Origin of the sequence: Micromonospora sp. 050-3, assembly GCF_046549335.1 — a bacterium.
Lineage (GTDB): Bacteria > Actinomycetota > Actinomycetes > Mycobacteriales > Micromonosporaceae > Micromonospora > Micromonospora trifolii.
In genome coordinates this window covers 26356-51976 of the sequence record NZ_JAJPVX010000004.1, presented here as the reverse complement: position 1 = coordinate 51976, position 25621 = coordinate 26356, and the positions used below count along the sequence as shown (strand labels likewise).

General features: G+C 72.6%; 21 protein-coding genes. 14 read left to right on the top strand and 7 right to left on the bottom strand.

Annotated elements, in window-relative coordinates; all coding sequences use genetic code 11:
- Positions 1-183: 183 nt before the first annotated feature.
- Positions 184-690 carry an inorganic diphosphatase gene (locus ACLJOK_RS32375; RefSeq protein WP_272614018.1) on the top strand — a complete coding sequence of 169 codons (507 nt, stop codon included), beginning with the start codon at positions 184-186 and terminating at the stop codon, positions 688-690.
- Between the two features lie 31 nt (positions 691-721).
- Here the strand turns inward: ACLJOK_RS32375 and eccD are convergent, their stop codons facing one another.
- Complete coding sequence (gene eccD / locus ACLJOK_RS32370) at positions 722-2125, bottom strand: type VII secretion integral membrane protein EccD (protein WP_410822284.1); 1404 nt, start codon at positions 2123-2125, stop codon at positions 722-724.
- Positions 2126-2226: 101 nt separating this feature from the next.
- On the opposite strand from eccD, the gene eccCa reads away from it, so the two are divergent.
- The 4 genes from eccCa to ACLJOK_RS32350 all read left to right on the top strand — a co-directional run bounded on the left by eccCa (position 2227) and on the right by ACLJOK_RS32350 (position 9214).
- Positions 2227-6210 (top strand): type VII secretion protein EccCa, encoded by a 3984-nt coding sequence (eccCa, locus tag ACLJOK_RS32365; protein ID WP_410822283.1) that lies wholly within the window; start codon positions 2227-2229, stop codon positions 6208-6210.
- A gap of 74 nt (positions 6211-6284) precedes the next feature.
- Positions 6285-7625 (top strand): type VII secretion-associated serine protease mycosin, encoded by a 1341-nt coding sequence (gene mycP, locus ACLJOK_RS32360; RefSeq protein WP_410822282.1) that lies wholly within the window; start codon positions 6285-6287, stop codon positions 7623-7625.
- 52 nt (positions 7626-7677) lie between these two features.
- Entirely contained in the window at positions 7678-8469 is a 792-nt protein-coding gene (locus ACLJOK_RS32355) for a phosphatase PAP2 family protein (protein ID WP_410822281.1), read from the top strand.
- Between the two features lie 37 nt (positions 8470-8506).
- On the top strand, positions 8507-9214 hold the full coding sequence (locus tag ACLJOK_RS32350) for a phosphatase PAP2 family protein (RefSeq protein WP_410822280.1): 708 nt from the start codon (positions 8507-8509) through the stop codon (positions 9212-9214).
- A gap of 19 nt (positions 9215-9233) precedes the next feature.
- On the opposite strand, the gene ACLJOK_RS32345 is transcribed toward ACLJOK_RS32350, so the two are convergent.
- The 6 genes from ACLJOK_RS32345 to ACLJOK_RS32320 all read right to left on the bottom strand — a co-directional run bounded on the left by ACLJOK_RS32345 (position 9234) and on the right by ACLJOK_RS32320 (position 14560).
- On the bottom strand, positions 9234-10412 hold the full coding sequence (locus ACLJOK_RS32345) for a MarP family serine protease (protein ID WP_238682318.1): 1179 nt from the start codon (positions 10410-10412) through the stop codon (positions 9234-9236).
- Positions 10413-10475: 63 nt separating this feature from the next.
- Complete coding sequence (locus tag ACLJOK_RS32340; RefSeq protein WP_410822279.1) at positions 10476-11168, bottom strand: NUDIX hydrolase; 693 nt, start codon at positions 11166-11168, stop codon at positions 10476-10478.
- Positions 11165-11836: a TlpA family protein disulfide reductase gene (locus ACLJOK_RS32335; RefSeq protein ID WP_410822278.1), complete on the bottom strand. Its 672-nt coding sequence runs from the start codon at positions 11834-11836 to the stop codon at positions 11165-11167. The genes ACLJOK_RS32340 and ACLJOK_RS32335 overlap by 4 nt, the downstream gene beginning before the upstream one ends.
- Positions 11833-12621, bottom strand: coding sequence for an endonuclease III (nth, locus tag ACLJOK_RS32330; protein WP_145789750.1), 789 nt, complete (start codon positions 12619-12621; stop codon positions 11833-11835). Before nth ends, ACLJOK_RS32335 begins: the two co-directional genes overlap by 4 nt.
- Before the next feature lie 41 nt (positions 12622-12662).
- Positions 12663-13841, bottom strand: a complete 1179-nt coding sequence (locus tag ACLJOK_RS32325; protein ID WP_410822276.1) for a CapA family protein — start codon at positions 13839-13841, stop codon at positions 12663-12665.
- 11 nt (positions 13842-13852) lie between these two features.
- Positions 13853-14560, bottom strand: coding sequence for an adenosylcobinamide amidohydrolase (locus tag ACLJOK_RS32320; RefSeq protein ID WP_410822275.1), 708 nt, complete (start codon positions 14558-14560; stop codon positions 13853-13855).
- Between the two features lie 143 nt (positions 14561-14703).
- Between ACLJOK_RS32320 and ACLJOK_RS32315 the strand changes: the two genes are divergently transcribed.
- The 9 genes from ACLJOK_RS32315 to ACLJOK_RS32275 all read left to right on the top strand — a co-directional run bounded on the left by ACLJOK_RS32315 (position 14704) and on the right by ACLJOK_RS32275 (position 25547).
- Complete coding sequence (locus ACLJOK_RS32315) at positions 14704-15381, top strand: Crp/Fnr family transcriptional regulator (protein ID WP_007466162.1); 678 nt, start codon at positions 14704-14706, stop codon at positions 15379-15381.
- 111 nt (positions 15382-15492) lie between these two features.
- Entirely contained in the window at positions 15493-16236 is a 744-nt protein-coding gene (locus ACLJOK_RS32310) for a metallophosphoesterase family protein (protein ID WP_410822274.1), read from the top strand.
- Between the two features lie 96 nt (positions 16237-16332).
- Entirely contained in the window at positions 16333-16938 is a 606-nt protein-coding gene (locus tag ACLJOK_RS32305; protein WP_410822273.1) for a TetR/AcrR family transcriptional regulator, read from the top strand.
- Between the two features lie 37 nt (positions 16939-16975).
- Positions 16976-17773, top strand: a complete 798-nt coding sequence (locus ACLJOK_RS32300) for a TIGR03084 family metal-binding protein (RefSeq protein ID WP_410822272.1) — start codon at positions 16976-16978, stop codon at positions 17771-17773.
- Entirely contained in the window at positions 17770-19443 is a 1674-nt protein-coding gene (locus ACLJOK_RS32295; RefSeq protein ID WP_410822271.1) for an acyclic terpene utilization AtuA family protein, read from the top strand. Before ACLJOK_RS32300 ends, ACLJOK_RS32295 begins: the two co-directional genes overlap by 4 nt.
- Positions 19440-20636 (top strand): acyl-CoA dehydrogenase family protein, encoded by a 1197-nt coding sequence (locus ACLJOK_RS32290; protein WP_410822270.1) that lies wholly within the window; start codon positions 19440-19442, stop codon positions 20634-20636. The genes ACLJOK_RS32295 and ACLJOK_RS32290 overlap by 4 nt, the downstream gene beginning before the upstream one ends.
- Positions 20633-22234: an acyl-CoA carboxylase subunit beta gene (locus ACLJOK_RS32285; protein ID WP_410822269.1), complete on the top strand. Its 1602-nt coding sequence runs from the start codon at positions 20633-20635 to the stop codon at positions 22232-22234. Before ACLJOK_RS32290 ends, ACLJOK_RS32285 begins: the two co-directional genes overlap by 4 nt.
- 128 nt (positions 22235-22362) lie before the next feature.
- Positions 22363-24360 carry a biotin carboxylase N-terminal domain-containing protein gene (locus tag ACLJOK_RS32280; protein ID WP_410822268.1) on the top strand — a complete coding sequence of 666 codons (1998 nt, stop codon included), beginning with the start codon at positions 22363-22365 and terminating at the stop codon, positions 24358-24360.
- The gene (locus tag ACLJOK_RS32275) at positions 24357-25547 is read left to right on the top strand and encodes an acyl-CoA dehydrogenase family protein (RefSeq protein ID WP_410822267.1); all 1191 of its coding nucleotides are present in this window, start codon (positions 24357-24359) and stop codon (positions 25545-25547) included. Before ACLJOK_RS32280 ends, ACLJOK_RS32275 begins: the two co-directional genes overlap by 4 nt.
- The last annotated feature ends 74 nt before the right edge of the window (positions 25548-25621 follow it).

Sequence of the window (25621 nt, the reverse complement as noted above, 5' to 3'; positions counted from 1 at the left end):
CCGGGCGGTAGTGTGAATCTTCCCTCCCCACGACCCCCTCCTCCCCCAGCGAAAATCGGCTTGGGTGACACTACTTCGGTCCGAAGACTATGCGGCGGCCGGAGTCGGCGGGTGGGCATTCACCTGTCCGGAGGGCCGCCAGTGGTTCCGTTAGCCAGCGTGGGCAGACGAGGGAGCGTGCAGATGGATTTCGACGTGACGGTTGAGATCCCCAAAGGTCACCGGAACAAGTACGAGGTGGACCACAAGACCGGCCGGATCCGGTTGGACCGCACCCTCTTCACCTCCACCCAGTACCCGGCCGACTATGGGTTCATCGAGGGCACCCTGGGCGAGGACGGCGACCCGTTGGACGCCCTCGTGCTGGTCCCCGAGCCGACCTTCCCGGGTTGCCTGATCCGCTGCCGCACCATCGGCATGTTCCGGATGACCGACGAGAAGGGCGGGGACGACAAGGTCCTCTGCGTGCCCTACGAGGACCCCCGCCAGGAGCACCTGCGCGACATCCATCACCTGGGCGAGTTCGACCGCCTGGAGATCCAGCACTTCTTCGAGGTGTACAAGGACCTGGAGCCCGGCAAGTCGGTGGAGGGCGCGACCTGGGTCGGCCGCACCGAGGCCGAGGCTGAGATCCACAACTCCTACCAGCGGGCCAGGGACGCCGAGGCGCGCGGCGAATCCGCCCACTGACGACCGCTGACGCACCGGGCCCGAGGGTCGCTCAACCGAGCAACCCTCGGGCCCGGTCGTACAGGTCGAGCACCGCGCAGGCGATCGGCACCACGGCGACCACCAGGGCCGTGTCGGTGAGGTCGGCGATCCTCCCGAGGTACGGCGAGACCGGCCGGCGGGCGTACCCGGTGCCGCTGGCGACCGCCACCAGGGCCAGTGCCGCCCCGCCCAGGACCAGCACCAACCGCCCGGTCTCGTCGGCCCGGCCGACCAGCACCACACCCAGCGCCGCGTAGCCGGCCAGCCCGGCGAGCACCGTCGGTACCCGGTGTCGCAGCGCCACGAACAGCCGCGACCGCAGCAGCAGCACGGCCGAGGTGACCGCCACCAGCACCCGACCGGCCATGCCACCGGCGACCACGAGTACGACCGCTGTGGCCACCACCAGCAGCGCGTGGCCGATCAGCATTCCGGTGAGCATCTCCTCGGTGCGGATCACCGCGGCGAGCACCCGGCCCCGGTCCGGCAGATCCCGGACCCGCTCCGGCTCCTCCGCGGTGGTGGCAGCCGGCAGGGTGATCGGCGGCAGCGGCAGCTTGCCCAACCGGATGGCCAGCAGCGGGATCACGCCGACGGCGAAGACCAGTGCGCTGAGCAGCACCGCCGCCGTACCGGCCGTGGTCATCAGCAGCCCACCGAGCGCGGCCCCCGCGCCGAGCAGGCCGACAGTGACACCGGCCACGAAGACCCGCAGTCGACTGGCCACCCCGAGGAGACCGATCAACGCCACCAGCAGCAGCGCGACCGAGCCGGCCAGCAGTTCGGGAGCGCCCACCCAGCGAGCCGGGCCGATCGGCCCGACCGGGTCGCCGGAGCCGACGGCCAGGGCACCGGCAGTGAACGCGTAGGGCAGCGCGTAGCCGCCGAGCGTCGCCCCGGCGGTGCCGTCGCCGTTGGCGCGGGAGGCCACGGTGCCGGCCACTGTGAGCACCAGCGCCACCGCGACGGCCGCCAGCCAACCGGCCCGGTGCGTCGGGCCGCCGGCGAGCAGCGCGAGCAGTCCGACCGCGAGCGGTACGGCGGCACCGGCCAGACCGGCTGCCCGGGTGGCGGTGGGCGACCAGGCGCCGCCGCGGCGGCGAGCACCGTCGGCGATCGCCTCGATGACGTCGTCGTACTCCAACTCGGGCCAGTGCGCGCGGGCCGGCACGAGGTGCAGCACCTCACCGTCGCGGACCCCCTGCGGCAGCAACGCCTGTGCGGTCACCAGCAACGCCCCGTCGGTGCGGCGGAGCACCCAACCGCCGTGCTGCTCGCCGTCGTCGGCCAGCCCGACACCTGCGTGCCGGAGCACGTCGGGCAGCAGCTCAGCCAGTGGCACCTGCTCCGGCAGGGCGACGTCCACCCGTCGTTGCGGCGCACTGATGGTGACGCGTGCCAGCCCGGTAGTCATCGACTGGTCTCCATATCGAAGGGGATCGGAGGCTGCGCGGACGACAGGACTTTACCTACCATGAGCCAGGCTCGGGTTACCCAGCGCTGTCAGGAGGCCGAGTGTCCACCGTCGTCATCAAGCGCCCACCGCGCCGACCAGCGCCGGAGATTCCCGCCGGTGAGCTGTCGGTAGACGCACCGCCGGAGATCCCCGTGGTGACCGGCGGGCGGTGGCAGCAGCTGCTCATGCTGCTACCCATGCTGGGCGGCACTGTGGCGATGGCGATGATGTTCGGCCGGGGTGGCGGCGCCTACTCGTACGTGGTGGGCGGCATGTTCGGGCTCTCCTCGTTGGCGATGCTGGTGACGTCCTGGGGCAGCGCCTCCGGCACCCCGAAGAAGTCCGAGATGATGGCCGCCCGCAGGGAGTACCTGCGCCACCTGGCCACACTGCGGCGGCGGGTCCGGCGGACCGCGGGCCAGCAACGGGCCGGGCTCTACTACCGGCACCCGGATCCGGGCCGGCTCTGGTCGACGGTGGACAGCCACCGGATCTGGGAGCGGCGCCCCGCCGACCCGGATTTCGCTGTGGTGCGGGTCGCCGTCGGGCCGCAGACACTGGCCACCCCACTCGTCCCACCGGTCACCCGGCCGCTGGAGGAGCTGGAGCCGATGACCGCCGGCGCGCTACGCCGCTTCCTGGACGCGTACTCCGTGGTGCCGGACCTGCCGGTGGCGCTGTCGCTGCGCAGCTTCGCCCGGGTGCACGTACGCCCCGCCGGCCGGGGCCGGGCGACCACCCCGACCACCGGCGGGCCACCCACCGGCGACCCGGCGGCGCAGGCGCTGGTCCGGGCCGTGCTGACCCAGCTGGCGGTCTTCCACGCCCCCGACGAGCTGCTCGTCGCGGTCTGCGCCGGGCCGGAGCGGCGCGCCCGCTGGGAGTGGGTGAAGTGGCTCCCGCACGCCCACCACCCCGGCCGCACCGACGCGCTCGGCCCGGTACGCCTGGTCACCAGCTCCGCCGCCGAGTTGGAGTCGCTGCTGGCCGACGTGCTGGCCACCCGGTCCCGGTTCAGCCCGGCCGGCCCGGCCACCGACGGTCCGCACGTGGTGGTGGTCCTCGACGGCGGCGACCTGACCGGCGCCAGTGATCTGACCGGCGACGGCGGCATCGACGCGGTGACAGTGCTGGACCTGGACACCCCGCCGCCCCGACTGCTGGACCGGTACGCGCTGCTGCTGGAGTTGCACGGCCGGCGGCTGCACTCGCGGTCGTCCGACGGGCACGCCGAGGTGGGCACCGCCGACCAGTTGGACCTGGCCGACGCCGAGGCGGTCGCCCGACGGTTGGCGCCGCTGCGGCTCGCCGGCGCGGCCCGCGGACCGGACGCTCCACTTCAAGCCGACCTGGGCCTCCCCGAGCTGCTCGGTCTCGGTGACCCGGAGAGCTTCACGGCGGAGCAGGGCTGGTTGCCGCGCTCGGCACGGGATCGACTGCGGGTGCCGATCGGGGTGGGCGCGGACGGCGGCGCCATCGAGCTGGACCTCAAGGAGTCCGCCCAGGACGGCATGGGTCCGCACGGCCTGCTCATCGGGGCGACCGGCTCCGGCAAGTCCGAGCTGCTCCGCACTCTGGTGCTGGGGCTCGCCGCCACGCACAGCTCCGAGCAGCTCAACTTCGTGCTCGTCGACTTCAAGGGTGGCGCCACCTTCACCTCGTTCGACCGGCTGCCGCACACCGCAGCCGTGATCACCAACCTGGCCGACGCGTTGCCCCTTGTCGATCGCATGGTGGACGCGATCAACGGAGAGTTGGTCCGCCGTCAGGAGTTGCTCCGGCGCGCCGGCAACTTCGCCAGCGTGCGCGACTACGAGCGGGCCCGGGCGGCCGGCAGCCCCCTCGCACCGCTGCCGTCGTTGCTGCTGATCTGCGACGAATTCTCGGAGCTGCTCTCCGCCAAGCCCGACTTCATCGACCTGTTCGTGCAGATCGGCCGGCTGGGCCGCTCGCTCGGCGTGCACCTGCTGCTCGCCAGCCAACGCCTGGAGGAGGGCCGGCTGCGCGGGTTGGACACCCACCTCTCGTACCGGATCGGGTTGCGCACCTTCTCGGCACTGGAGTCCCGGACGGTGCTCGGCGTGGCGGACGCGCACGAGCTGCCCCGCTCGCCGGGCCACGGCTACCTGCGTGCCGGCACCGACCCGCTGGCCCGCTTCAAGGCCGCGTACGTCTCCGGCGCCGTCCGCCGTCGGGCCGCGCCGGGCGGCGTCGCCGCCGAGGGAGGCGCGCGGCTGCTCACCTTCACCACCCACGTCGTACCGGTGCCCGAGCCGGCAGCCCCGGTCGTGCCCGTCGTGGCGGAGGAGGAGGGCGGCAGGACGCTGCTCGACCTGCTGGTGGACCGGCTCGTCGGGCAGGGCCCGCCGGCGCACCAGGTCTGGCTCCCGCCGCTCGGCCAGCCGCCGGCCCTGGACGAGCTGCTCGGTCCGGTCGAGGTGCACCCGAAACGCGGGCTGACAGTGGGCAACCCGGAGTTGCACGGAGCACTCGGCGTGCCGATGGCGGTGGTGGACAAGCCGTTGGAGCAACGCCGGGACCTGCTCTGGCTGGCGCTGGACGGCGCTGCCGGGCACGTCGCCGTGGTCGGTGCGCCGCAGAGCGGCAAGTCCACAGCCCTGCGCACGCTGATCTGCGCGTTGGCGCTCACCCACACACCGGCCGAGGTGCAGGTCTACTGCCTCGACTTCGGCGGTGGCGGGCTGGCCGCGCTGCGCGACCTTCCGCACGTCGGTGGGGTCACCGGCCGCGCCGACCCGACCGCAGTACGACGCACCGTCGGCGAGATGACCACCCTGCTGGTCGACCGGGAACGCCGCTTCGCGGAGCTGGGCGTGGAGTCGATGGCCGCGTACCGGCAGCGTCGAGCGGCGGCGGGGACGGCCGGCCAGCCGGGCGCCGACCCGTACGGCGACGTGTTCCTGGTGATCGACGGGTGGAGCACCATCCGCGGGGAGTACGACGACCTGGAGCCACTCGTCACCGACCTCGCCACCCGGGGTCTGTCGTACGGGGTGCACGTAATCGCCACCGGGCTGCGCTGGCTGGATTTCCGCCCGGCGATCCGGGACCTGTTCGGCTCCCGGCTGGAGCTGCGCCTCGGGGACCCGACCGACTCGCTGGTGGCCCGGCGCGCGGCCGCCAACGTGCCCGAGCGCGCCGGCCGAGGGGTGACAGCTGAGGGCCTGCACTTCCTCACCGCACTACCCCAGCTCGGTACTGCCGGCGGCGACACCGCCGACCTGGTCAAGAGGGCCGCCGGCGGGTGGGCGGGCGCTCCGGCGCCCCGGGTGCGGCTGCTCCCGCCGGTGCTGCCGTACGCCGATCTCGACCTCACCTCAACGACCGGGCTGCGGCTGCCGATCGGGATCGCGGAGGCGGACCTGCGCCCGGTGCTGCTCGACTTCGCCACCGAGCCACACTTCGTGGTCTTCGGGGACTCGGAGTGCGGCAAATCGTCGTTCCTGCGCGCGCTGGCCACGTCGATCATCACCCGGTTCACTCCCGAGCAGGCCCGGGTGATCCTCGTCGACTACCGGCGCAGCCTGCTCGGCGCCATCGAGACGCCACACCTGATCGGGTACGGCACCGCGGCGGCACACACCGCCGACCTCGTCGAGTCGGCCGCCGGTTACCTGGAGCGGCGGGCTCCCGGGCCGGAGGTCACGCCGCAGCAGCTGCGGGACCGGTCCTGGTGGTCCGGGCCGGAGCTGTTCGTGCTGGTGGACGACTACGACCTGGTGGCGGCGGGGCCGGCGAACCCGTTGCGCGCGCTGGAGGAGCACCTGCCGCACGCCCGGGACATCGGGCTGCACCTGGTGTTGGCCCGCCGGTCCGGCGGGGCGAGCCGAGCCCAGTACGAGCCGATCGTGCAGCGCCTGCGGGAGCTGTCCACCGCAGGCCTGGTGATGGCGGGCAGCCCCGAGGAGGGGGCGCTCGTCGGGCCGGTGCGACCCGGACCGCTGCCGCCGGGGCGTGGTCGGCTGGTCACCCGGCGGGAGGGCGTACGCCTCGTTCAGCTGGCGCAACTGCCGCCGCAATGACCTGACTCGCCGGTTCTTCCCGTGACGGGTGGGGAAACCGGTAATCTCCGATCGTCATGGTTCCGTCGGGATGAATGGCTGGGGATGTGACTGGGGTGCGGTACAGCGGTCCGTCAGCGGCCCGACGGGCGACCGGCCGGGCGCTGCTCGGCGTGGCCGCGGCGCTTGCCGTCGTGGCCCCGACCGCGGCAGCCGTGCCCGTCGCCGCGCCCACTAACGGTGGACAGCTCGCCGGCGCGCCGATGGCGTTCGCCCCCGGTGACGCCGTGGCCCGCACCGACCAGGTCCGCGACGAGCAGTGGCAGCTCGACGAGTTGCAGGCCGAGACGGCGTGGCGCAGCTCGACCGGCCGGGGCGTGACGGTGGCGGTGGTCGACTCCGGAGTGGACGGCAACCACCCCGACCTGGTCGGCCAGGTGCTGCCCGGCAAGGACCTGGTCGGCCCCGGTGGCGCGCCGGGCCCGGATCCGGTGGGTCACGGCACCACTGTCGCCGGCCTGATCGCCGGGCGCAACGACGACAAGCGGGGTGTGGTCGGCCTGGCGCCGGACGCCCGGATCCTGCCGGTCCGTGTGCTGGACGAGGAAAACCGGTACGACGACGCGCTGATCGTCGCCCAGGGGGTCCGCTGGGCGGTCGACAACGGCGCCCGCGTGATCAACCTGTCGCTGGGCGGCAGCGGCGACAGCCCGGCCCTGGCCGCCGCCCTGGACTACGCGTTCGTCCGGGACGTGGTAGTGATCGCCTGCACCGGCAACCTGGCCACCTCCACCAGCACCAAGGTCTGGTACCCGGCTCGGGAGCCGGGTGTGATCGCGGTGTCCGGTCTCGAACGCAGCAGCGACAACATGTGGTCCGGCTCGATCACCGGCCGGGCGACGGTGCTCACCGCTCCCGCCAGCGGGCTGGTCGGCGCCAAGCCTCCCGGCGGGTACTGGCGGGTGCAGGGCACCAGCTTCGCCGCGCCACTGGTGGCGGCGACCGCCGCGCTGGTCCGGTCCCGCTATCCGCAGATGCCAGCGGGTGAGGTGGTCAACCGGTTGTTGGCCACCGCCCGGGACCTGGGCCCCACCGGGCGGGACGACCGCTTCGGGTACGGGGTGGTCGACCCGGTGGCGGCGTTGACCGCTCAGGTGCCGCCGGTGACCGCCAACCCGCTGGACGACCAGACGTCGCCGGGCGTGACCGGTTTCGGTCCGGCGCCCGGCTCGGTCGACGACGACCCGGTGGCCGGTGCCGGTGCCGATCCACTCGGTCTCGCCGCATCCGGTCAGCAGAGCCGCTGGACGGCTCGGGCGGCGGGCGGTCAGGACACCTCCGCTCCGAAGCAACTGTGGACCACTGTCGTGCTCCTCGTCGCTCTGGTCGGCGGTGTGGCCCTGATGCTGCGCCGGCTGCGTCAGCGGACCCGTTGATCGAGGCCGACCGGCAGGCCTGACCGGCTGCCCGGTCGGGTAGAACGGACCCATGAGTACGCACCGGCCGCCCACCCTCGCCCCCACCGGCCAGCCGTCCTGGCGGCACCGCCGATTCGACAGGGACCACGCGCTGGGTCTGCGGCTCACTCTCGCCGCGACAGCGGCGTTCCTGGTGCTGGTGCCGTTCGCGCTGCTCACACTGCTGGTGCTCGGCGCCTGGGCACCGCTGCACCGGCTGGACACGGCGGTCACCGACGCGCTGCACGGCTACGCCCAGGATCACCCGGCCTGGGTCGTGCTGATGCGGGTCTGGACCGAGGTCTTCGCACCGATGCCGCTGCGCGCCGTCGCCCTGCTCCTGGTGGTCTGGCTGCTGCGCCGGGGAGCGCGCCGGCTGGCCCTCTGGGCGGCCACCACAATGGTCGTCGGCGGGTTGGTCGGTCCGCTGCTCAAGTTGCTGGTCGGCCGGGACCGGCCGGAGTTGCTGGACCCGGTGGCCCGGGCCGCCGGTTACTCGTTCCCCTCCGGGCACGCGTTGAACGCCACCCTGGCCGCCGGGGTGCTGCTGCTGGTGCTCCTGCCGTACGCCGGGCGGGGGGCGGCGCGGGCCGCGCTCTGGGTGGCGGCGGTCCTGCTCACAGTGGTGACCGGGCTGAGCAGGGTGGCGCTCGGCGTGCACTTCACCAGCGACGTGGTGGGTGGATGGCTACTCGGCGTGGCGGTGGTCGCGGCCACCACCGCCGCGTTCACCAGTTGGCGGGCACACACCGGTCTTCGGCCGGTCCGGCCGACCCGCGACGGCGTCGCTCCCGAGATCGAGCGGCACCCGGAAGCGGCCTGAGGAGTGACGACGAGGCCGGCCGGGTACTGGCCGACCCATGTCCGAGACCGTGGTCCAGATCGTCCGGCGGGTCCTGCTGCCGGTGTCCCTCCTGCTCGGGCTCATGGTGCTGCTCGGGATGCTGGTCACCCGGGTGTTCGCCCGGACCTGGCCGTTCACCGTGGAAGACGCGGTGAACCGGGAACTCGCCGCCGACCGCACCGGCGACTGGAACAACGTCTCGCTGGTGTTCAGCACGCTGGCCAGCACCCAGATGATCGTCGTGGTCACCGTGCTGGTGGCGTTGGCGCTGCGGCTCTGGCTGAAGCGCTGGCGCGAGCCGCTGTTCCTGTGCGCGGCGGTGACCGCCCAGGCGCTGGTGTTCCTGCTGACCACGCTGGCGATCGACAGACAGCGGCCGGCGGTGGAGCACATGGACGTCTCGCCACCCACGTCGAGCTTTCCGTCCGGGCACACCTCGGCGGCGGTGGCGCTCTACGTCGGCATCGCCGTGCTGATGGCACTGCGGGCACGGAGCACCGGAGCGAAGGTCGCCTGGTGGACGCTGCTGCTGATGGTGCCGCTGGGCGTGGCGCTGACCCGGATGTACCGGGGAATGCACCACCCGAGCGATGTGGTGGCGTCCTTCCTCAACGGCGGCACGTGCGTCGCGATCATGGCCCGTGCCGTGCTGGACCGGGGGCTGCGGTGGGGCCGGGCGAAGCGACCGACAGTCGGGCGTCGCGCCCAGCCGGCTCGGAGCTGAGCTGACCTCGCAGCGACGCTCAGGTGCACTCGCCGGTGGCGACCTGCCGGTTGCGTTCGGCCCCGGCCAACGCCACCGGACGGGCTTCGGCCGCCGTCACCGCGAAGCCGGTGTTCGGGTCGTCGGACGCCGCCGCGAAGATCACGCCGAGCACCAAGCCGTTGGCGGAGAGCAGCGGACCGCCCGAGTTGCCGCTGCGGACCAGCGCCCGGATCGTGTAGATCTCCCGGGTCACCTCGCTGGACGAGTAGATGTCCGGGCCCTTGATCCGGTCGACGTCCCGGACCCGCGCCGACTGCGCGTTGTACGGGCCGTCGAGTGGGAAGCCGAGCACGATCGCGTCGGAGCCGCTGCCCGCGTTGCCGGCGGCGAACCGCAGGGACGGCCCGGGCAGCCCGGGCACGAGCAGCACCGCCAGATCCCGGTTCGGGTCGTAGACCACCACCTTGCCGTCGTACCGCTCGCCACCCAACTCCACGGCGACCGAGCGGGTGCCGGCCACCACGTGCGCGTTGGTCATCACCCGGTCGTCCGCGTACACGAAGCCGGATCCCTCGATCCGGCGTGAGCAGCTGGGCGCGGAGCCGAGCACCTTGACGACCGACTGCTGACCGCTGACCACCACCTGCGAGCCGGCCAGTGCCGGGTCCGGCGGGTCGACCTGCCGGGCCCGGGTGGGCGCGAGGTCACCGAAGACGTCCGGGAATCCGTCGGTGTCGACGGTGTCCTCGAGCGCCGTGGACAGCTGGTGGGCCTGCTCCGGCAGGACCTGGTTCACCACTGTGATCAACGCGCTGTTGCGGACCGAGGCGGCGAGCCAGGGCACCGAGGACGAGCCGAGCGGCACGGCGACCAGCCAGGCGAGCAGGAGCACCGCAAACAGCGAGACGAACGCCCCACCGACGTCGTCGGCCCGTTTGCCAACGTCGCTGGTGATCGTCTTGCGCAGGTGCGAGCCGAGCCAACCGGCGAGCGCCTGCCCGACCACGGCCAGCCCGAAGATGGCCACCAGCGAGATCAGCACACGGGTGCCGGCGTCCACGAACTGTCTGGCGAACAGCGGCCCGAGCTGGAGACCCAGCAGCAGACCCAGGAAGAAGCCGGACAACGACGTGACGCCGATGACGAAGCCCTGGCGGTATCCGCTGATCGCGAACACGAGCATGAGCAGCAGCAGGACGAGATCCACGACGGACACGGGTCAAGCGTACGGGCAGTGTGCCCACCGGATGACCATCGCTTGCGGATGGTGACCGTGGGGTCAGCGCAGGGCGTTCTCGTCAGCGTCGTCGGTGCCGGCGGACGGCGCTGGTGTCGCCCCGGTCGGCGGAAGCTCCATCACCCGGCCGCGCGACCAGGGACGGGCCCAGCCGCCCATCTCGAGCAGGGTGGCGAGCACGCCGGCGGTGAAGCCCCAGACGAGCATCCCGCGCGCCGAGAACGCCGGCCCGATCCAGCCGCTCGGGTGGCGGACGCGGAGGCGGTTGGCCGGATCGACCAGCTCGCTGACCGGCAGGCGGGCGACGTGTGCCACCTCGGCCGGCTCCCGTGGGTGCACCGGGTGCGGGTCGTGCCACCAGGCCAGCACCGGCGTGACCACGAAATCGCTGACCGGGATCCACAGCTTCGGCAGCTCGGCCAGCACTGTCACGCTGGAAGGGTCGAGGCCCACCTCCTCGTTCGCCTCGCGCAGGGCGGTGGCGCGGACGTCGGCGTCCTCCGGGTCGGCAGCACCTCCGGGAAAGGCGGGCTGGCCGGCGTGGTTGCGCAGGGTGGCGGCGCGTTGCAGGACCAGCACGTCGGGACCGGCGCCGGGCTGCTCGCCGAGCAGCACCAGCACGGCGCTCTCCCGACCGCCTTCGGCCGGGGTGATCAGCCGGGTGAAGTCCTCGGCGCGGGCGGTGCCCAGCCGGGTCAGCAGCGGCTCGATCCACTCGGGGGGCCGACGGGTCACGCCGGCACCGCCAGACCGAGGTGCTGGCGGACCAGCTTGGCGAGCTTGGTGTCGTCAAGAGCCCCGCTGGCGTCGATGTGCCGGACCTGACCGTCGGCGCCGACGAAGAGGGTCAGCGGAATGGCGTTGCGCTTCAGCTCGCGCTGCAGCGCCTCGCCCTGGTCCACCAGCATCGGGAACCGGACGCCGAAGTCCTCACCGATGGACTGGGCGCCGCTGCGGCTGTCCCGGCTGTTGACCCCGACCACCTGGAGCTGACCGGCGGCCCGCTCGCTGAGGCGCTGGAAGGCGGGCAGCTCCTTGCGGCACGGCGGGCACCAGGAAGCCCACACGTTGATCACCGCCGGCCCGGCCACCTCCCGCAGCACGACGGGGGCGCCGCCGGTGAAGCAGGAGAGCGTCAGCTCCGGCAGCGACGACCCGCCAGCGGCGGGGGCCGTCGTGCCAGATGTGCCGGGCGAGGCGGGGGTAGACGTTGTGGGAGTCGCCGTGCCGGAGCTGGGCGACGTGGCAGTGGGCGCCGTGCTCAGCGTGGCGCAGTCCCGGAACGGGGACGGTCGCTCAGCGGCGGCCGGACGGGGAGCTGGCTCGTCGTCGGCCGGGCCGCTGGTGCAACCGGTGACCGCCAGCAGCAGCGGCAGAACGGCGAGGGCGAGGCGGCGGTTCACGGCACCTCCGCCGTGATCGCCTGCGCCGGCACCAGCTCCGGGTCGACCCCGGCGGCCACCGCGAGGTCGCGCGCCCGAGGGCCCTTGAGCAGCTTGGCGGCGGCCGCCGGCTCGGTGGGGCCGGTGCCGTACGAAGGGCAGAGCTTCGCGAGGGTGCAGGCGCCGCAGGCCGGCTTGCGGGCGTGGCAGACCCGTCGCCCGTGGAAGATGATCCGGTGCGAGAGCATGGTCCAGTCGCGCTTGTCGTACAGCGCGCCGATCGCGTGCTCGATCTTGACCGGGTCGGTCTCGGTGGTCAGGCGCCACCGGTGGACCAACCGCTGGAAGTGCGTGTCGACGGTGATGCCCGGGACGTCGAAGGCGTTGCCCAGGATCACGTTGGCGGTCTTGCGGCCGATGCCGGGGAGCGTCACCAGGTCGACGAGCCGGCCCGGGACCGCGCCGTCGTACCGGTCGAGGAGGGCCTGACCGAGCTTGAGCAGTGAGTCGGTCTTGTTGCGGTAGAAACCGGTGGGCCGGATCAGCTCCTCCATCTCGCCCCGGTCGGCGCCGGCGTACGCGGCAGCGCTCGGGTAGCGGGCGAAGAGCTTCGGGGTGACCTCGTTGACCTTCTTGTCCGTGCACTGCGCGGACAGGATCGTGGCGACGGCCAGCTCCAGAGCGTTGGAGTGGTCCAGCTCACAATGCGCGTCGGGATGCGTCTCGGCCAGCACCCGGCCGATCTTGCGCGCACGGCGTTTGCGCCCGAGATCGGTCTCGCTGGCACCGGGAGGGCTACTGGTCACGACGGTCAGCCTACGTCGCACCCCGGACGCTCCTCGTCGGGTCAGCCGCCGGTCGGCGGCGAGATCTTCCCCTGCCCGTCGAGGCGAGCGCCGCCCTTCGAGAAGTCGGCGCGGCTCAACTCGGTGACCAGGCCCAGGCCCCGGTCGTCCGGGTCCATCGTCGGCTTGCCGGCGGAGTTCATGTACGTGGAGGCGAACGAGCCGCCGGCCCAACTGCCGTCCGGCTTGAGCGACACCTTCAGCACCCCGCCCCAGCCGAGGCGGCCGGCGTTGCTCAGCGAGTTGCCGCCGCCGGCGAAGTTGCCCAGGCTGTACGCGATCAGGCGCCCCTGGTAGAACTCCATCCCGCGCAGCACGTGCGGGCCGTGCCCGACGATCAGGTCGGCGCCAGCGTCGATCATGGCGTGCGAGAACTTCACCGGGTCGCCCCGGTTTTCACCCAGGAACATCTCGGTGCCCGGCTTCACCCGGGTCTTGTCGGCGCCCTCGCCACCCATGTGCACCTGCACCACGACCAGGTCGGCCATGGTGGCGGCCTTGGCGACCACCGCCTTCGCCTTGTCGATGTCGACGAGGCTGTTGGACCAGACGTACGACGAGAAGCCGGCGACGGCGACCTTGACGCCCTTGACGTCGACCACGGTGATCTCGTTCGGTGCGCCGGTGTGCTCCAGGTCGTACTTCTTCAGCGCCTTCTGGGTGTTCTCGTAGCCCTTGGGTCCGTAGTCGTACCCATGGTTGTTGGCCTGGTTGAGCACGTCGAAGCCGGCGTCACGCAGGTGGGCGGCGTACTCCGGCGGGGCACGGAACTGGAAGCAGCGGGTGGAGTTCGCCCCGCACTTACCGGTGCCGGTGTCGACGGTCAGCGGCTCCTCCAGGTTGCCCATCACCAGGTCGGCCTTGAGCGCCTCGGTGACCGAGGCGAAGAAGCCCTTACCGCCGGCGGCGGGCAGCCGACTGGGCGCGTTGCCCATGATGATGTCGCCGGTGGCGGAGAGCGAGATCGCGCCACCCTGACCGGACGACGACGGCCCGGTGGCCTTCGGGCCGGCCGTGGAGACCGGCGCGCCGGTGCCACCACCTCCCGCGCCGGGCTGCCAGACGGGTGCCTCACCACCGGAGTCGGCACAGCCGGCCACGAGGAGGGCGGCCAGCAGCGCGGCGAGGCCGAGGGCGACGCGGCGGCGCGGGCGGGACGCGAGGAGGGCGGGAGCGTACATCGCCCGCGACCCTACCGGTCGTTAAACGCGCCGACGACAGCCGATCGGCTGGACTTTGCGCCCCTGAGCTGGTCGGACCACGGCACGACCGGCCGGGAACCACCGGCGAGCACCGCCGCGTGCACCGCTCGGGCGAGCGGGGCACCCCAGGTGGAGCGCGGCCCGCCGTACGCGGCCTCCGGCCCGTCCACCGGGCAGAGCACGGTGACCGCGTCGGTGGGCGTGCCGGTCCCCGGCACCCCCAGCTCGGTGATCGCCTGGGTCTTCGCCTCGGTCGCGGTGGCCACCGCGTTGACCAGCGCCGAGTCGGCGAGCCGGGCCGGCACGTACACCACGATGTTGACAGTGCCGACGCGTTGGGTGAGCGCGGCCGGCGTCGGCGCTGCCGCGGGCACCGGCGTACCGAGCCCGACCGTCGCCCAGGCGCGCACCCCGGCGTCGGTTCGCGCCACCACCTCGGTCACATCGACGCCGGTCAGCAGGCCGATCCCAGGCCCGTCGAGGGCCAGTTCGGCGGCGAGCGAGGCCAGGTGCGCCGCGGGGTCGTCCCGGTCGTACGACATCGGTACTGTCGCGTTCAACACCCACCGCCGGACCCCGATGCCACCGCCCAGCGGGGCACTGCTGACCGCCCGCAGGGGCACGTCCGCGCGCCAGACGAGCAGCGGGACGCGCCGCCCGTCCTCGGCGCGGCTGGTCAGAGTTGGCTCGCTCAGCACGTCGGGCAGGTTACGCCCACCGATCAAGATTCCAGGGGCGACCTCTGATTCATGCTCACGTGCGCCTAGACTTGGCGGCGCGCGAGGGGATCAGCGGACGGCGGCCCCGGCCGACGGACGGCACGCGCAACCGGAGGTGCGCAATGGACGAGGTACTGGCCCGCAGCGGGATCTTCCAGGGTGTTGACCCGGAAGCTGCCGAGGCGCTTGCCAAGGAGATGGAGACGATCGAAGTCCGCAAGGGCGAGATCGTCTTCAATGAGGGCGAGCCCGGTGACAGCCTCTACATCCTGCTGTCCGGGAAGATCAAGGTTGGTCGCCGCGCAGCGGACGGCCGACAGAACCTGATCGCGGTGATGGGGCCGTCGGACATGGTCGGTGAGCTGTCGCTCTTCGACCCGGGTCCGCGTACGGCGACCGCCACCGCGGTGACCGACACCCGGCTGGTGCGGCTGCGTAAGCAGGCGCTGCGGCCGTGGCTCAACAACCGCCCGGAGATCGCCGAGCAGTTGCTCCGGGTGCTCGCCCGGCGGCTGCGCCGGACCAACGACTCGCTCGCCGACCTGATCTTCACGGACGTGCCGGGTCGGGTCGCCAAGAACCTGCTCCAGATGGCGGGCCGCTTCGGCACCCGCGACGGCGGCGTTCTGCGGGTCACCCACGACCTCACCCAGGAGGAGATCGCCCAACTGGTCGGCGCCTCCCGGGAGACCGTCAACAAGGCGCTGGCCGACTTCGCCTCGCGCGGCTGGCTGCGGTTGGACGGCAAGAGCATCATCATTTTGGACCCGGAGCGCCTGGCCCGTCGCGCCCGCGTCTGAGCAGCACCCGACGTCCCCGCCTGTCGTCACCGACGGTAGGCGGGGACGTTTGCCATCTGCCTGGCGCAGAATCGCTGGCCCCGGGCCGGGGCCAGCGGTGAGGGTGGGGCAATGGTGAACCGAGTTGCGGTGCTCTCCGACATCCACGGTGTCCTGCCGGCGCTGGAGGCCGTACTGGCCGAGCCGGACGTCACCGCTGCCGATCTGATCGTGCTCACCGGCGACATCGCCGCCGGCCCGCAACCGGTCGAGGTGCTGGACGTGCTCGCCGACCTGGGTGACCGGGTGTGCTGGGTCGGCGGCAATGCCGACCGCGAGCTGGTCGAGGCCCGGGCCGGCCGCCCGGCGTCGATCGAGGTGTCGAACTGGGCCGCCGGGCAGCTACGCGACGACCAGGTGGCCCGACTCGCCGCGCTGCCGGCGACGGCGACGCTGGAGATCGACGGCCTCGGGCCGACGCTGTTCTGCCACGCCACGCCCCGCGATGACGAGGAGGTCGTGCTCGTCGACTCCCGGCTGGCGCGCTGGGCGGAGGTGTTCGACGGTCTCCCCGCCGAGGTCACCACTGTGGTCTGCGGCCACACGCACATGCCCTTCACCCGGCTGGTCGACCGGCGTCTGGTGGTCAACCCGGGCAGCATCGGCATGCCGTACGGGGGCGCGGGCGCGTGGTGGGCGCTGCTCGGGCCGGGCGTGCAACTGCGCCGCACCGCCTTCGACGTGGACGCGGCCTGCGCCCGGGTGGCGGCCGAGTCGACGTTCCCCGACGCTGCCGCCTGGGCCGACGAGTACCTGCGCTCTCAGCACAGCGACGCCGACGCGCTGACCGTCTTCGGCCCCCGCGACGGCCGCTGAGCGAGCAGTCGGAAGCCCACCAGTCTCCATCCGAGCGTCGCGGGCTCAGAAAAAGTCAGTCTTGACTGTTTGTTTCGTAGGCCGCAGGCTGTCCCCGTGCCCCCCGCATCGACACGTGTCCCTCAGCAGGAACGCAGCCGCGCCACCCAGGCCCGGCTGCTGGAGGCGACAGTCGACTGCCTGATCGAGCACGGCTGGTCCGGCACCACGACCACAGTCGTCGCCGCGCGGGCCGGTGTGTCGCGTGGGGCGCAGCTGCACCACTACCCCACCAAGGCGGCGCTGGTGACGGCCGCCGTGGCCCATCTGGCCGAGCGCCGGGCCGACGAGTTGCGCACCGAGGCCGAGGCGCTGCCGACCGGCCCGCAACGGTTGGACCGGGTCGTCGACCTGCTCGCCGTGGCGTTCACCGGGCCGCTGTTCGTGGCCGCGCTGGAGCTCTGGGTCGCCGCCCGCACCGATCGGGAGCTGCGGGACGCCCTGGTGCCGCTGGAGGCGACGGTCGGACGGGAGATGCACCGCCTCACCGTCGCCCTGCTCGGAGTCGACGAGCGTCGACCCGGTGTCCGCGAAGCGGTGCAGGCCACGCTCGATCTGCTCCGTGGGCTCGGGGTGGCCAACCTGCTCAGCGACGATTCCGCCCGGCGGACCGCCCTGTTGACCACCTGGAAGCGCCAGCTCGCCACCCTGCTCACGCCCTGACCGCCGGCCGCACCGGCCACCACCGACCGGAGGCACAATGGTCGACCTCAGCGACCTGCTCACGGACCTGGCCGACGAGTCCGCCCAGCTGGACGCCCTGGTGGCGCCACTGCCCATAGCCGACTGGGCGAGACCGACCCCCGCGCCGGGCTGGAGCATCGGGCACCAGATCTCCCACCTCGCCTGGACCGACCACGTCGCGCTGTTGGCCGCGACCGACCCCGAGGCGTTCTACGCGACTGTCACCGCCGCACCGGACGTGACCCGACTCGTCGACGTCGGCGCCGAGGAATTCCTCGCCCCGCCGGCCGAGCTGCTCGCCCGCTGGCGGGCCGGGCGCACAGCGCTCGTCGACGCACTGGCCGCCGTTCCGGCCGGCGGCAAGCTGCCCTGGTACGGCACCCGGATGTCGGCCACCTCGATGGCCACCGCCCGGATCATGGAAACCTGGGCGCACGGCGCGGACGTGGCCGACGCCCTCGACGTGGTCCGCCCCGACAGCGACCGGCTTCGGCACGTGGCGCACCTGGGCGTGCGTACCCTCGGGCACGGCTTCGCCGCGCACGGCCGGGAGGCACCGACGGCGCCGGTCCGGGTCGAGCTGGTCGGGCCCGACGGGCAGACGTGGAGCTGGGGTCCGACGGACGCCGCCGACCGGGTCACCGGCCCGGCTCGGGACTTCTGCCTGCTGGTCACCCAGCGCCGACACCGCGCGGACCTCGCTCTGGTCGCCACCGGGCCGGTCGCTGACGAGTGGCTCGACGTGGCACAGGCCTTCGCCGGGCCGCCGGGTGACGGCCGGCAGCCGGCCGGCCGCAGCGGCGTACGGGCATGATCCGCATCGGCAACGCCTCCGGCTTCTACGGCGACCGGTTCACCGCCTGGCGGGAGATGCTCGACGGCGGTGAGTTGGACGTGCTGACCGGCGACTACCTGGCCGAGTTGACCATGCTGATCCTCGCCCGGGACCGCCTGCGCGACAGCGACCTGGGCTACGCGAAGACGTTCCTGCGGCAACTGGAGACCTGCCTCGGCACCGCCCTCGACAGCGGGGTGCGGATCGTGACAAACGCCGGCGGGCTGAACCCAGCCGGCCTGGCCGCCGCCATCGAGAAGCTCGCCCACCGGCTCGGCCTGCCGGCCCAGGTCGGGTACGTCGAGGGCGACACGATCCAGCGACCGGACGCGTTGAGCGCCAACGCCTACCTCGGCGCGTTCGGGATCGCCGCCTGCCTGGACGCCGGTGCGGACGTGGTGGTCACCGGCCGGGTCACCGACGCGTCGCTGGTGGTCGGCCCGGCCATCGCCCGGTACGGGTGGGGGCGCGACGACCTCGACGAACTGGCCGGGGCCACCGTCGCGGGGCACCTCGTCGAGTGCGGCGCGCAGGTCACCGGCGGCAACTACAGCTTCTTCACCGAACTGCCCGACGGCGGGCACCGGCCCGGGTTCCCGATCGTCGAGGTGCACAGCGACGGCTCGTCGCTGGTCACCAAGCATCCGGGCACCGGCGGCGCTGTCACAGTGGAGACGGTCACGGCCCAACTGCTCTACGAGATCGGCGGGCCGTCGTACCTGGGGCCGGACGTGGTGACCCGACTGGACACCGTGACGCTGCACCCCGACGGTCCGGACCGGGTCCGGGTCTCCGGCGTACGGGGCACGCCGCCGCCACCCACGCTCAAGGTGGGCGTCAACAACCTCGGCGGCTTCCGCAACTCGATGACGTTCGTCCTCTGCGGTCTGCAGATCGAGGCCAAGGCGGCCCTGGTCCGTGGGCAGGTCGAGGAGGCGGTGGGCAAGGACGGGCTGGAGTTCACGCTGGCCCGGACCGACCATCCGGACGCCGCCGACACCGAGGCCGCCAGCGCCCTGCTGCACGTACACCTGCGCGACGGCGACAAGGCGCGGGCCGGGCGCGCGTTCTCGGCCGCCGCGGTGGAGCTGGCTCTGGCCTCGTACCCGGGCTGCACGCTGACCACGCTGCCCGGTGACGCGACACCGTACGGCGTCTTCACCGCCGACGCGGTGCCGCAGGATGCGGTGGCGCACGTCGCGGTGCTGCCCGGCGGCGAGCGGGTGCCGATCGCCCCGCCGATCCGCACCGCCCCCGCCACACGGGACGACTCGACAGCGGGTGACGACGCGGCGGTCGAGGGCCCGACCCGGCGCGGGGCGCTCGGTGAGGTGGTCGGCGCACGCTCCGGGGACAAGGGTGGGGACGCCAACCTCGGTGTCTGGGCGCGTTCCGACGCCGGGTACGCGTGGCTGCGGACCTGGTTGACGGTCGATCGGCTGGCCGAGCTGGTGCCGGAGACCGCGCCGCTGTCGGTGCGGCGCTACGAGTTGTCGAACCTGCGCGCTGTCAACTTCGTGATCGAGGGCCTGCTCGGCGCGGGGGTGGCCGCGTCCACCCGGTTCGACCCGCAGGCCAAGGCGCTCGGCGAGCTGCTGCGCGCCCGGATCGTCGACCTACCGACCGACCCTCCGGCGGAGGCCCGGTGAGCATCGTGGACACGCCGGAGCGCCGGCAACTGCGCGAGCTGACCCGGGCGTTCGTGACCCGGGAGGTGTTGCCGCACCTGGACGACTGGGAGCGAGCCGGCGAGGTGCCCCGGGCTCTGCACGCGACAGCCGCGAAGCTCGGCCTGCTCGGCATCGGCTTCCCGGAGTCGGTCGGTGGCAGCGGCGGTGACCTGCTCGACTCGATCATCGTGACCGAGGAGCTGATCCGATCCGGTGGCTCGTCCGGGCTGGTGGCGGCCCTGTTCACGCACGGAATCGCGTTGCCGCACATGGTAGCTGCGGCCGGTGCCCGCACCGGTGGCTCGCTGGGCGGTCGGCTCGGCGGTGTCTCGTCCCCCGGCGACGACGGCCTGATCGAGCGGTACGTGCGGCCCACGCTGTCCGGGACCATGATCGGCGCGCTGGCCATCACCGAGCCGGACGGCGGTTCGGACGTGGCCGGCATCCGCACGACCGCCCGCCGCGACGGCGACCACTACGTGGTGAACGGGTCGAAGACGTACATCACCAGCGGGCACCGGGCCGACTTCGTGACCACCGCGGTGTGTACCGACTTCCCCGGCAGCGGCGAACTCACCCTGCTGGTCATCGACAAGGGGTCGCCCGGGTTCACAGTGGGACGCCGGTTGGAGAAGCTGGGCTGGCACTGCTCGGACACCGCCGAGCTGTCCTTCGCGGACGTGCGGGTGCCGGTCGCCAACCGGATCGGCGCGGAGAACACCGGCTTCTTGGCGATCATGCAGCACTTCGCGGCGGAGCGGCTGTCGCTGGCGACCCAGGCGTACGCGACAGCGCAGCGCTGCGTCGAGTTGGCGGTGCGCTGGTGCCGGGACCGGGAGACCTTCGGGCGTCCGCTGGCCAGCCGGCAGTTGATCCGGCACCGGTTGGCCGAGATGCACACCCGGGCCGAGGCGGCCCGGTCCTACGTGCACGTGGTCGCGGCTCGGGTAGCGGCCGGCGAGCCGGTGGTGACCGAGGTGGCGATGGCGAAGAACGTGGCGGTGGCCGCCTGCGACCACGTCGTCGACCAAGCGTTGCAGTTGCACGGCGGCTTCGGCTACCTGCGCGAAGCCGAGGTGGAGCGGCACTACCGCGACGCGCGGATCCTCGGCATCGGCGGCGGCACCACCGAGATCATGAACGAGATCATCGCGAAGGGCATGGGCCTATGACCACCTTGGACAGCGCTGTCGATCCGTCCGCGTCCTCGTACCTGGCGAACCGGGTGGCGTTGCTGGAGCGATTGACCGAGTTGGACGCCGCGCTGGACCAGGCACGGGCGGGTGGTGGCGAGAAGTACGTGACCCGGCACCACGCCCGCGGCAAGCTGCTCCCCCGGGAGCGGATCGAGCTGCTGGTGGACGCCGACAGCCCTTTCCTGGAGCTGTCGCCGGTCGCCGCGTACGGCTCGGACTTCCCGGTCGGGGCCAGCGTGGTCACCGGCATCGGGGTGGTCGAGGGCGTGGAGTGCCTGATCGTCGCCAACGACCCGACGGTACGCGGCGGCGCGGTCAACCCGTGGTCCCTCGCGAAGACCCGACGGGCCGGCGAGATCGCCCTGGCCAACCGGTTGCCCATGGTCAACCTGGTGGAGTCGGCCGGGGCGGACCTGCCCACCCAGGCGGAGATCTTCATCCCCGGTGGTCGGGTGTTCCGTGACCTCACCCGGCTCTCGGCGGCCGGCATCCCCACTGTCAGCGTGGTCTTCGGAAACGCCACTGCCGGCGGCGCGTACGTGCCGGGGATGTCCGACCACGTGATCATGATTCGGGACCGGTCACAGGTCTATCTGGCAGGTCCGCCGCTGGTGAAGATGGCGACCGGCGAGGTCACCGACGACGAGTCGCTGGGCGGCGCGGCGATGCACGCCGGCACGTCCGGGCTCGCCGACTACCTGGCCGCCGACGAGCGGGACGGCATCCGGCTGGCCCGGCAGTGCGTCCGCCGGCTGAACTGGCGCAAGCAGGGCCCGTCGCCGCGGACGGCGGTGCCGCAGCCGCCGAAGTACGACCCGGAGGAGTTGCTCGGCATCACCAGCGCCGACCTGAAGGTGCCGTTCGACCCCCGGGAGGTGCTGGCCCGAATACTCGACGGGAGCGACTTCGACGAGTTCAAGCCGGCGTACGGGGACGCGCTGGTCACCGGTTGGGGCGAGCTGCACGGTTACCCGGTGGGGGTGCTGGCGAACGCCCGGGGGGTGCTGTTCAGCGCGGAGGCGCAGAAGGCGGCCCAGTTCATCCAGCTCGCGAACGCCTCGGATACCCCGTTGATCTTCTTGCAGAACACCACCGGCTACATGGTCGGCACCGAGTACGAGCAGCGCGGCATCATCAAGCACGGCGCCCTGATGATCAACGCGGTGTCGAACTCGACGGTGCCACACCTGACGGTGAACCTGGGCGCCTCCTACGGGGCCGGCAACTACGGCATGTGCGGCCGGGCGTACGAGCCGAGGTTCCTGTTCACCTGGCCGAACGCGAAGTCGGCGGTGATGGGCCCGGCGCAGCTCGCGGGGGTCCTGTCGATCGTGGCCCGACAGGCGGCTGCCGCACGGGGGCGCGACTACGACGAGGACTCCGACGCGGCGATGCGAATGATGGTCGAGCAGCAGATCGAGTCGCAGTCCGGAGCGCTCTTCCTCTCCGGCCGGCTCTACGACGACGGGGTGATCGACCCCCGGGACACCAGGACCGTCCTCGGGCTCTGCCTCTCGACGATCCACAACGGGCCGGTGAAGGGCGCCGACGGTTTCGGCGTCTTCCGGATGTAGACCGTGAGCGCGAGGAACGCAGCGAAGCGAAGTCCCGCAGTCGCGAACAAAAGGCAGGCACCGTGAGCGCGAGGAACGCAGCGAAGCGAAGTCCCGCAGTCGCGAACGAAAGGCAGGCTCAGAGCACCATGATCAACAGACTGCTCGTTGCCAACCGGGGCGAGATCGCCCGTCGGGTCTTCGCCACCTGCCGAGCGCTCGGCGTGCAGACCGTCGCCGTGCACTCGGACGCGGACGCCGACGCGCCGTTCGTGGCCGAGGCCGACCAGGCCGTACGCCTGCCGGGGAGTTCGCCGGCCGAGACGTACCTGCGGGTCGACCTGATCCTGGACGCGGCCCGGCGCAGCGGCGCGGACGCCGTCCACCCCGGCTACGGGTTCCTCGCCGAGAACGCCGAGTTCGCGGCGGCGGTGGCCGACGCTGGTCTGACCTGGGTCGGCCCGCCGGCCAAGGTGATCGCCGCGATGGGCGACAAGCTGGCGGCGAAGGCGCTGCTCGCCGAGGCGGGCGTGCCGATGCTGCCGAGTTGGACCGACACCGACGGGATCGCGGACTTCCCGGTGCTGGTGAAGGCGTCCGCCGGCGGTGGTGGCCGAGGCATGCGGATCGTCCGGACCGCCGACGAACTGGCCGAGGCCGTGGCCTCCGCGCGCCGCGAGGCGGCTGCCGCGTTCGGCGACGGCACTGTCTTCATCGAGCGGTACGTCGAGCGAGGGCGGCACGTCGAGGTGCAGATCTTCGGTGACGCCCACGGTCGAGTGGTGGCTCTCGGCGACCGGGAGTGCTCGATCCAGCGGCGGCACCAGAAGATCGTCGAGGAGGCGCCGGCTGTCGTACCGGACCGGGTGCGAACGGCGTTGCACGAGGCGGCGGTGGCCGCCGGACGCGCTGTCGACTACCTGGGCGCGGGCACCGTGGAGTTCCTGCTCGCCCCGGGTGGTGAGTTCTTCTTCCTGGAGATGAACACCCGACTTCAGGTCGAGCACCCGGTCACCGAGTTGTGCACCGGGCTGGACCTGGTGGGGTTGCAACTGCTCGTCGCCGAGGGTGAGCCGTTGCCGGCGGCCCTGCCGGCGAGCACCGGGCACGCGATCGAGGTACGTCTCTGCGCCGAGGACGCGGCGGCGGGTTGGCGGCCGGCCACCGGGACCCTGCACCGATTCAGCGTCGGCGCGGTGGCGACCGAGTTCGGTGGGCTGGCCGGGCCGGGCCTGCGACTCGACTCGGGTGTGCTGGCCGGGTCGGTGGTCGGGGTGCACTACGACTCGATGCTCGCGAAGGTGATCGCCTGGGGTCGTACCCGCGCAGAGGCGACCCGTCTGCTGGCCGGCGCGCTGACCCGGGCCGAGCTGCACGGGGTGACCACCAACCGGGACCTGCTGGTCCGGGTGCTGCGCAGCCCCGCGTTCGCCGCCGTGGAGATCGACACGGGTTTCCTGGACCGGCACCCGGAGGTCTTCGCCCCGCTGCTCCCCGCCGACCAGGTCCCACTCACCGCCCTCGCGGCCTCACTGGCGGGCGCCGCCCAGCGCCGGGCGACCGCGCCGGTGCTCTCCGGGCTCCCCTCCGGTTGGCGCAACGTGCCCGCCGTCCCCCAGGTCAGCCGCTTCGTCGGGCCGGACGGCGACGAGATTGAGATCCGCTACCGGCTGGACCGGACCGGCCGGCTCGCCGACTGGTCCAGCACGCCGACGAAGGACCCCGGCGCCGAGCGGCCGGCAGCGCCCACCGTGGCGCTGGTCGAGGCCACCCCGGACCGGGTGGTGCTCGACGTCGACGGGGTTCGACGCGCGTACCGCGTACACCGGGTGGGGTCGGTTGTCTTCGTGGACGGCCCGGACGGGGCGGCGAGCCTGGCCGAGCTGCCGCGTCTCCCGCTGCCCACAGCGGCGGTGGCGGCCGGGTCACTGCTCGCGCCGCTGCCCGGCGTGGTGACCCGGGTGCACGTCGAGGTCGGCCAGCGGGTCGCGGCCGGCGATCCGCTGCTCACGCTGGAAGCGATGAAGCTGGAACATCCCGTGCTCGCCCCGATCGACGGTGTGGTCGCCGAGCTGCCGGTGCCGACCGGCGGTCAGGTGCAGACGGGCGCCGTGTTGGCCGTTGTCGACGAAAAGGACTCCCGATGACCTTCGACCTCACCCCCGAGCAGGACCAGCTGCGCGACGCCGTGCGGGCGTTGGGCCGCCGGTACGGCCACTCCTACTTCGTCGAGAAGGCGAGGGCCGGCGAACACACCACCGAACTGTGGGCGGAGGCCGGACGGCTCGGCTACCTCGGGGTGAACATCCCCACCGAGTACGGCGGCGGGGGCGGCGGCATCACCGAGCTGGCCATCGTCTGCGAGGAGTTGGCGGCGGCGGGTTGCCCGCTGCTGCTGCTGGTGGTCTCCCCCGCCATCGCGGCGACAGTGCTCAGTCGGCACGGCACCGAGGAGCAGCGCAAGCGGCACCTGCCGGGCCTCGCCGACGGCTCCCAGAAGATCGTCTTCGCGATCACCGAGCCGGAGGCCGGTTCCAACTTCCACCGGCTCGGCACCGTGGCTCGCCGCGACGGCGACGGCTGGCTGCTGAACGGCCGCAAGTGCTACATCTCCGGCGTCGACGAGGCCGGTCACGTGCTGGTGGTGGCCCGTGTCGCCGTCGATGACGGCCCAGCCGGTTCAGCGGATGCGTCTCCGCAGAAGCTCAAGCCGGCGCTGTTCCTGGTGCCGACCGACGCGGCCGGGCTGACCAGGTCCAAGCTGGACATGGAGATCGTGTCCCCGGAGAACCAGTTCCTGCTCTACCTGGACGACGTGCGGGTGCCCGCCGACGCGCTGCTCGGTGAGTCGCTGGACGCCGGGCTGCCGGCCCTCTTCGCCGGGCTCAACCCGGAGCGGATCACGGTTGCCGCCATGGGTGCCGGCACCGGCCGGTACGCCATCGAGCGGGCCAGTGAGTACACAGCCACCCGCAAGGTCTGGGGTGGTCGGAGCATCGGCTCGCACCAGGGGGTGTCGCACCCGCTGGCACACGCGGCGGTGCAGGTGGAGCTGGCCCGCCTGATGATCCAGAAGGCGGCCACCCTGTACGACGCCGGCCGTGACCTGGAGGCGGGGGTCGCTGGCAACATGGCCAAGTACGCGGCCGGGGAGGCCGCCGCGCTCGCCGTGGACACCGCCGTGCAGGTGCTCGGTGGCGCCGGCATGACCACCGAGTACGGGGTGGCGACCCTGCTCGGCGCGGTCCGGGCCGGCCGGATCGCCCCGGTCAGCCGCGAGATGCTCCTCAACTTCGTGGCCCAACACGTCCTCGGCCAGGACAAGTCGTACTGACGCTGCCGCAAGGTCGACTCGGTTTTCTTGAATCCGGGGGGTCCGAGGGCCAAGGACCCCCCAACTTCCTGAAA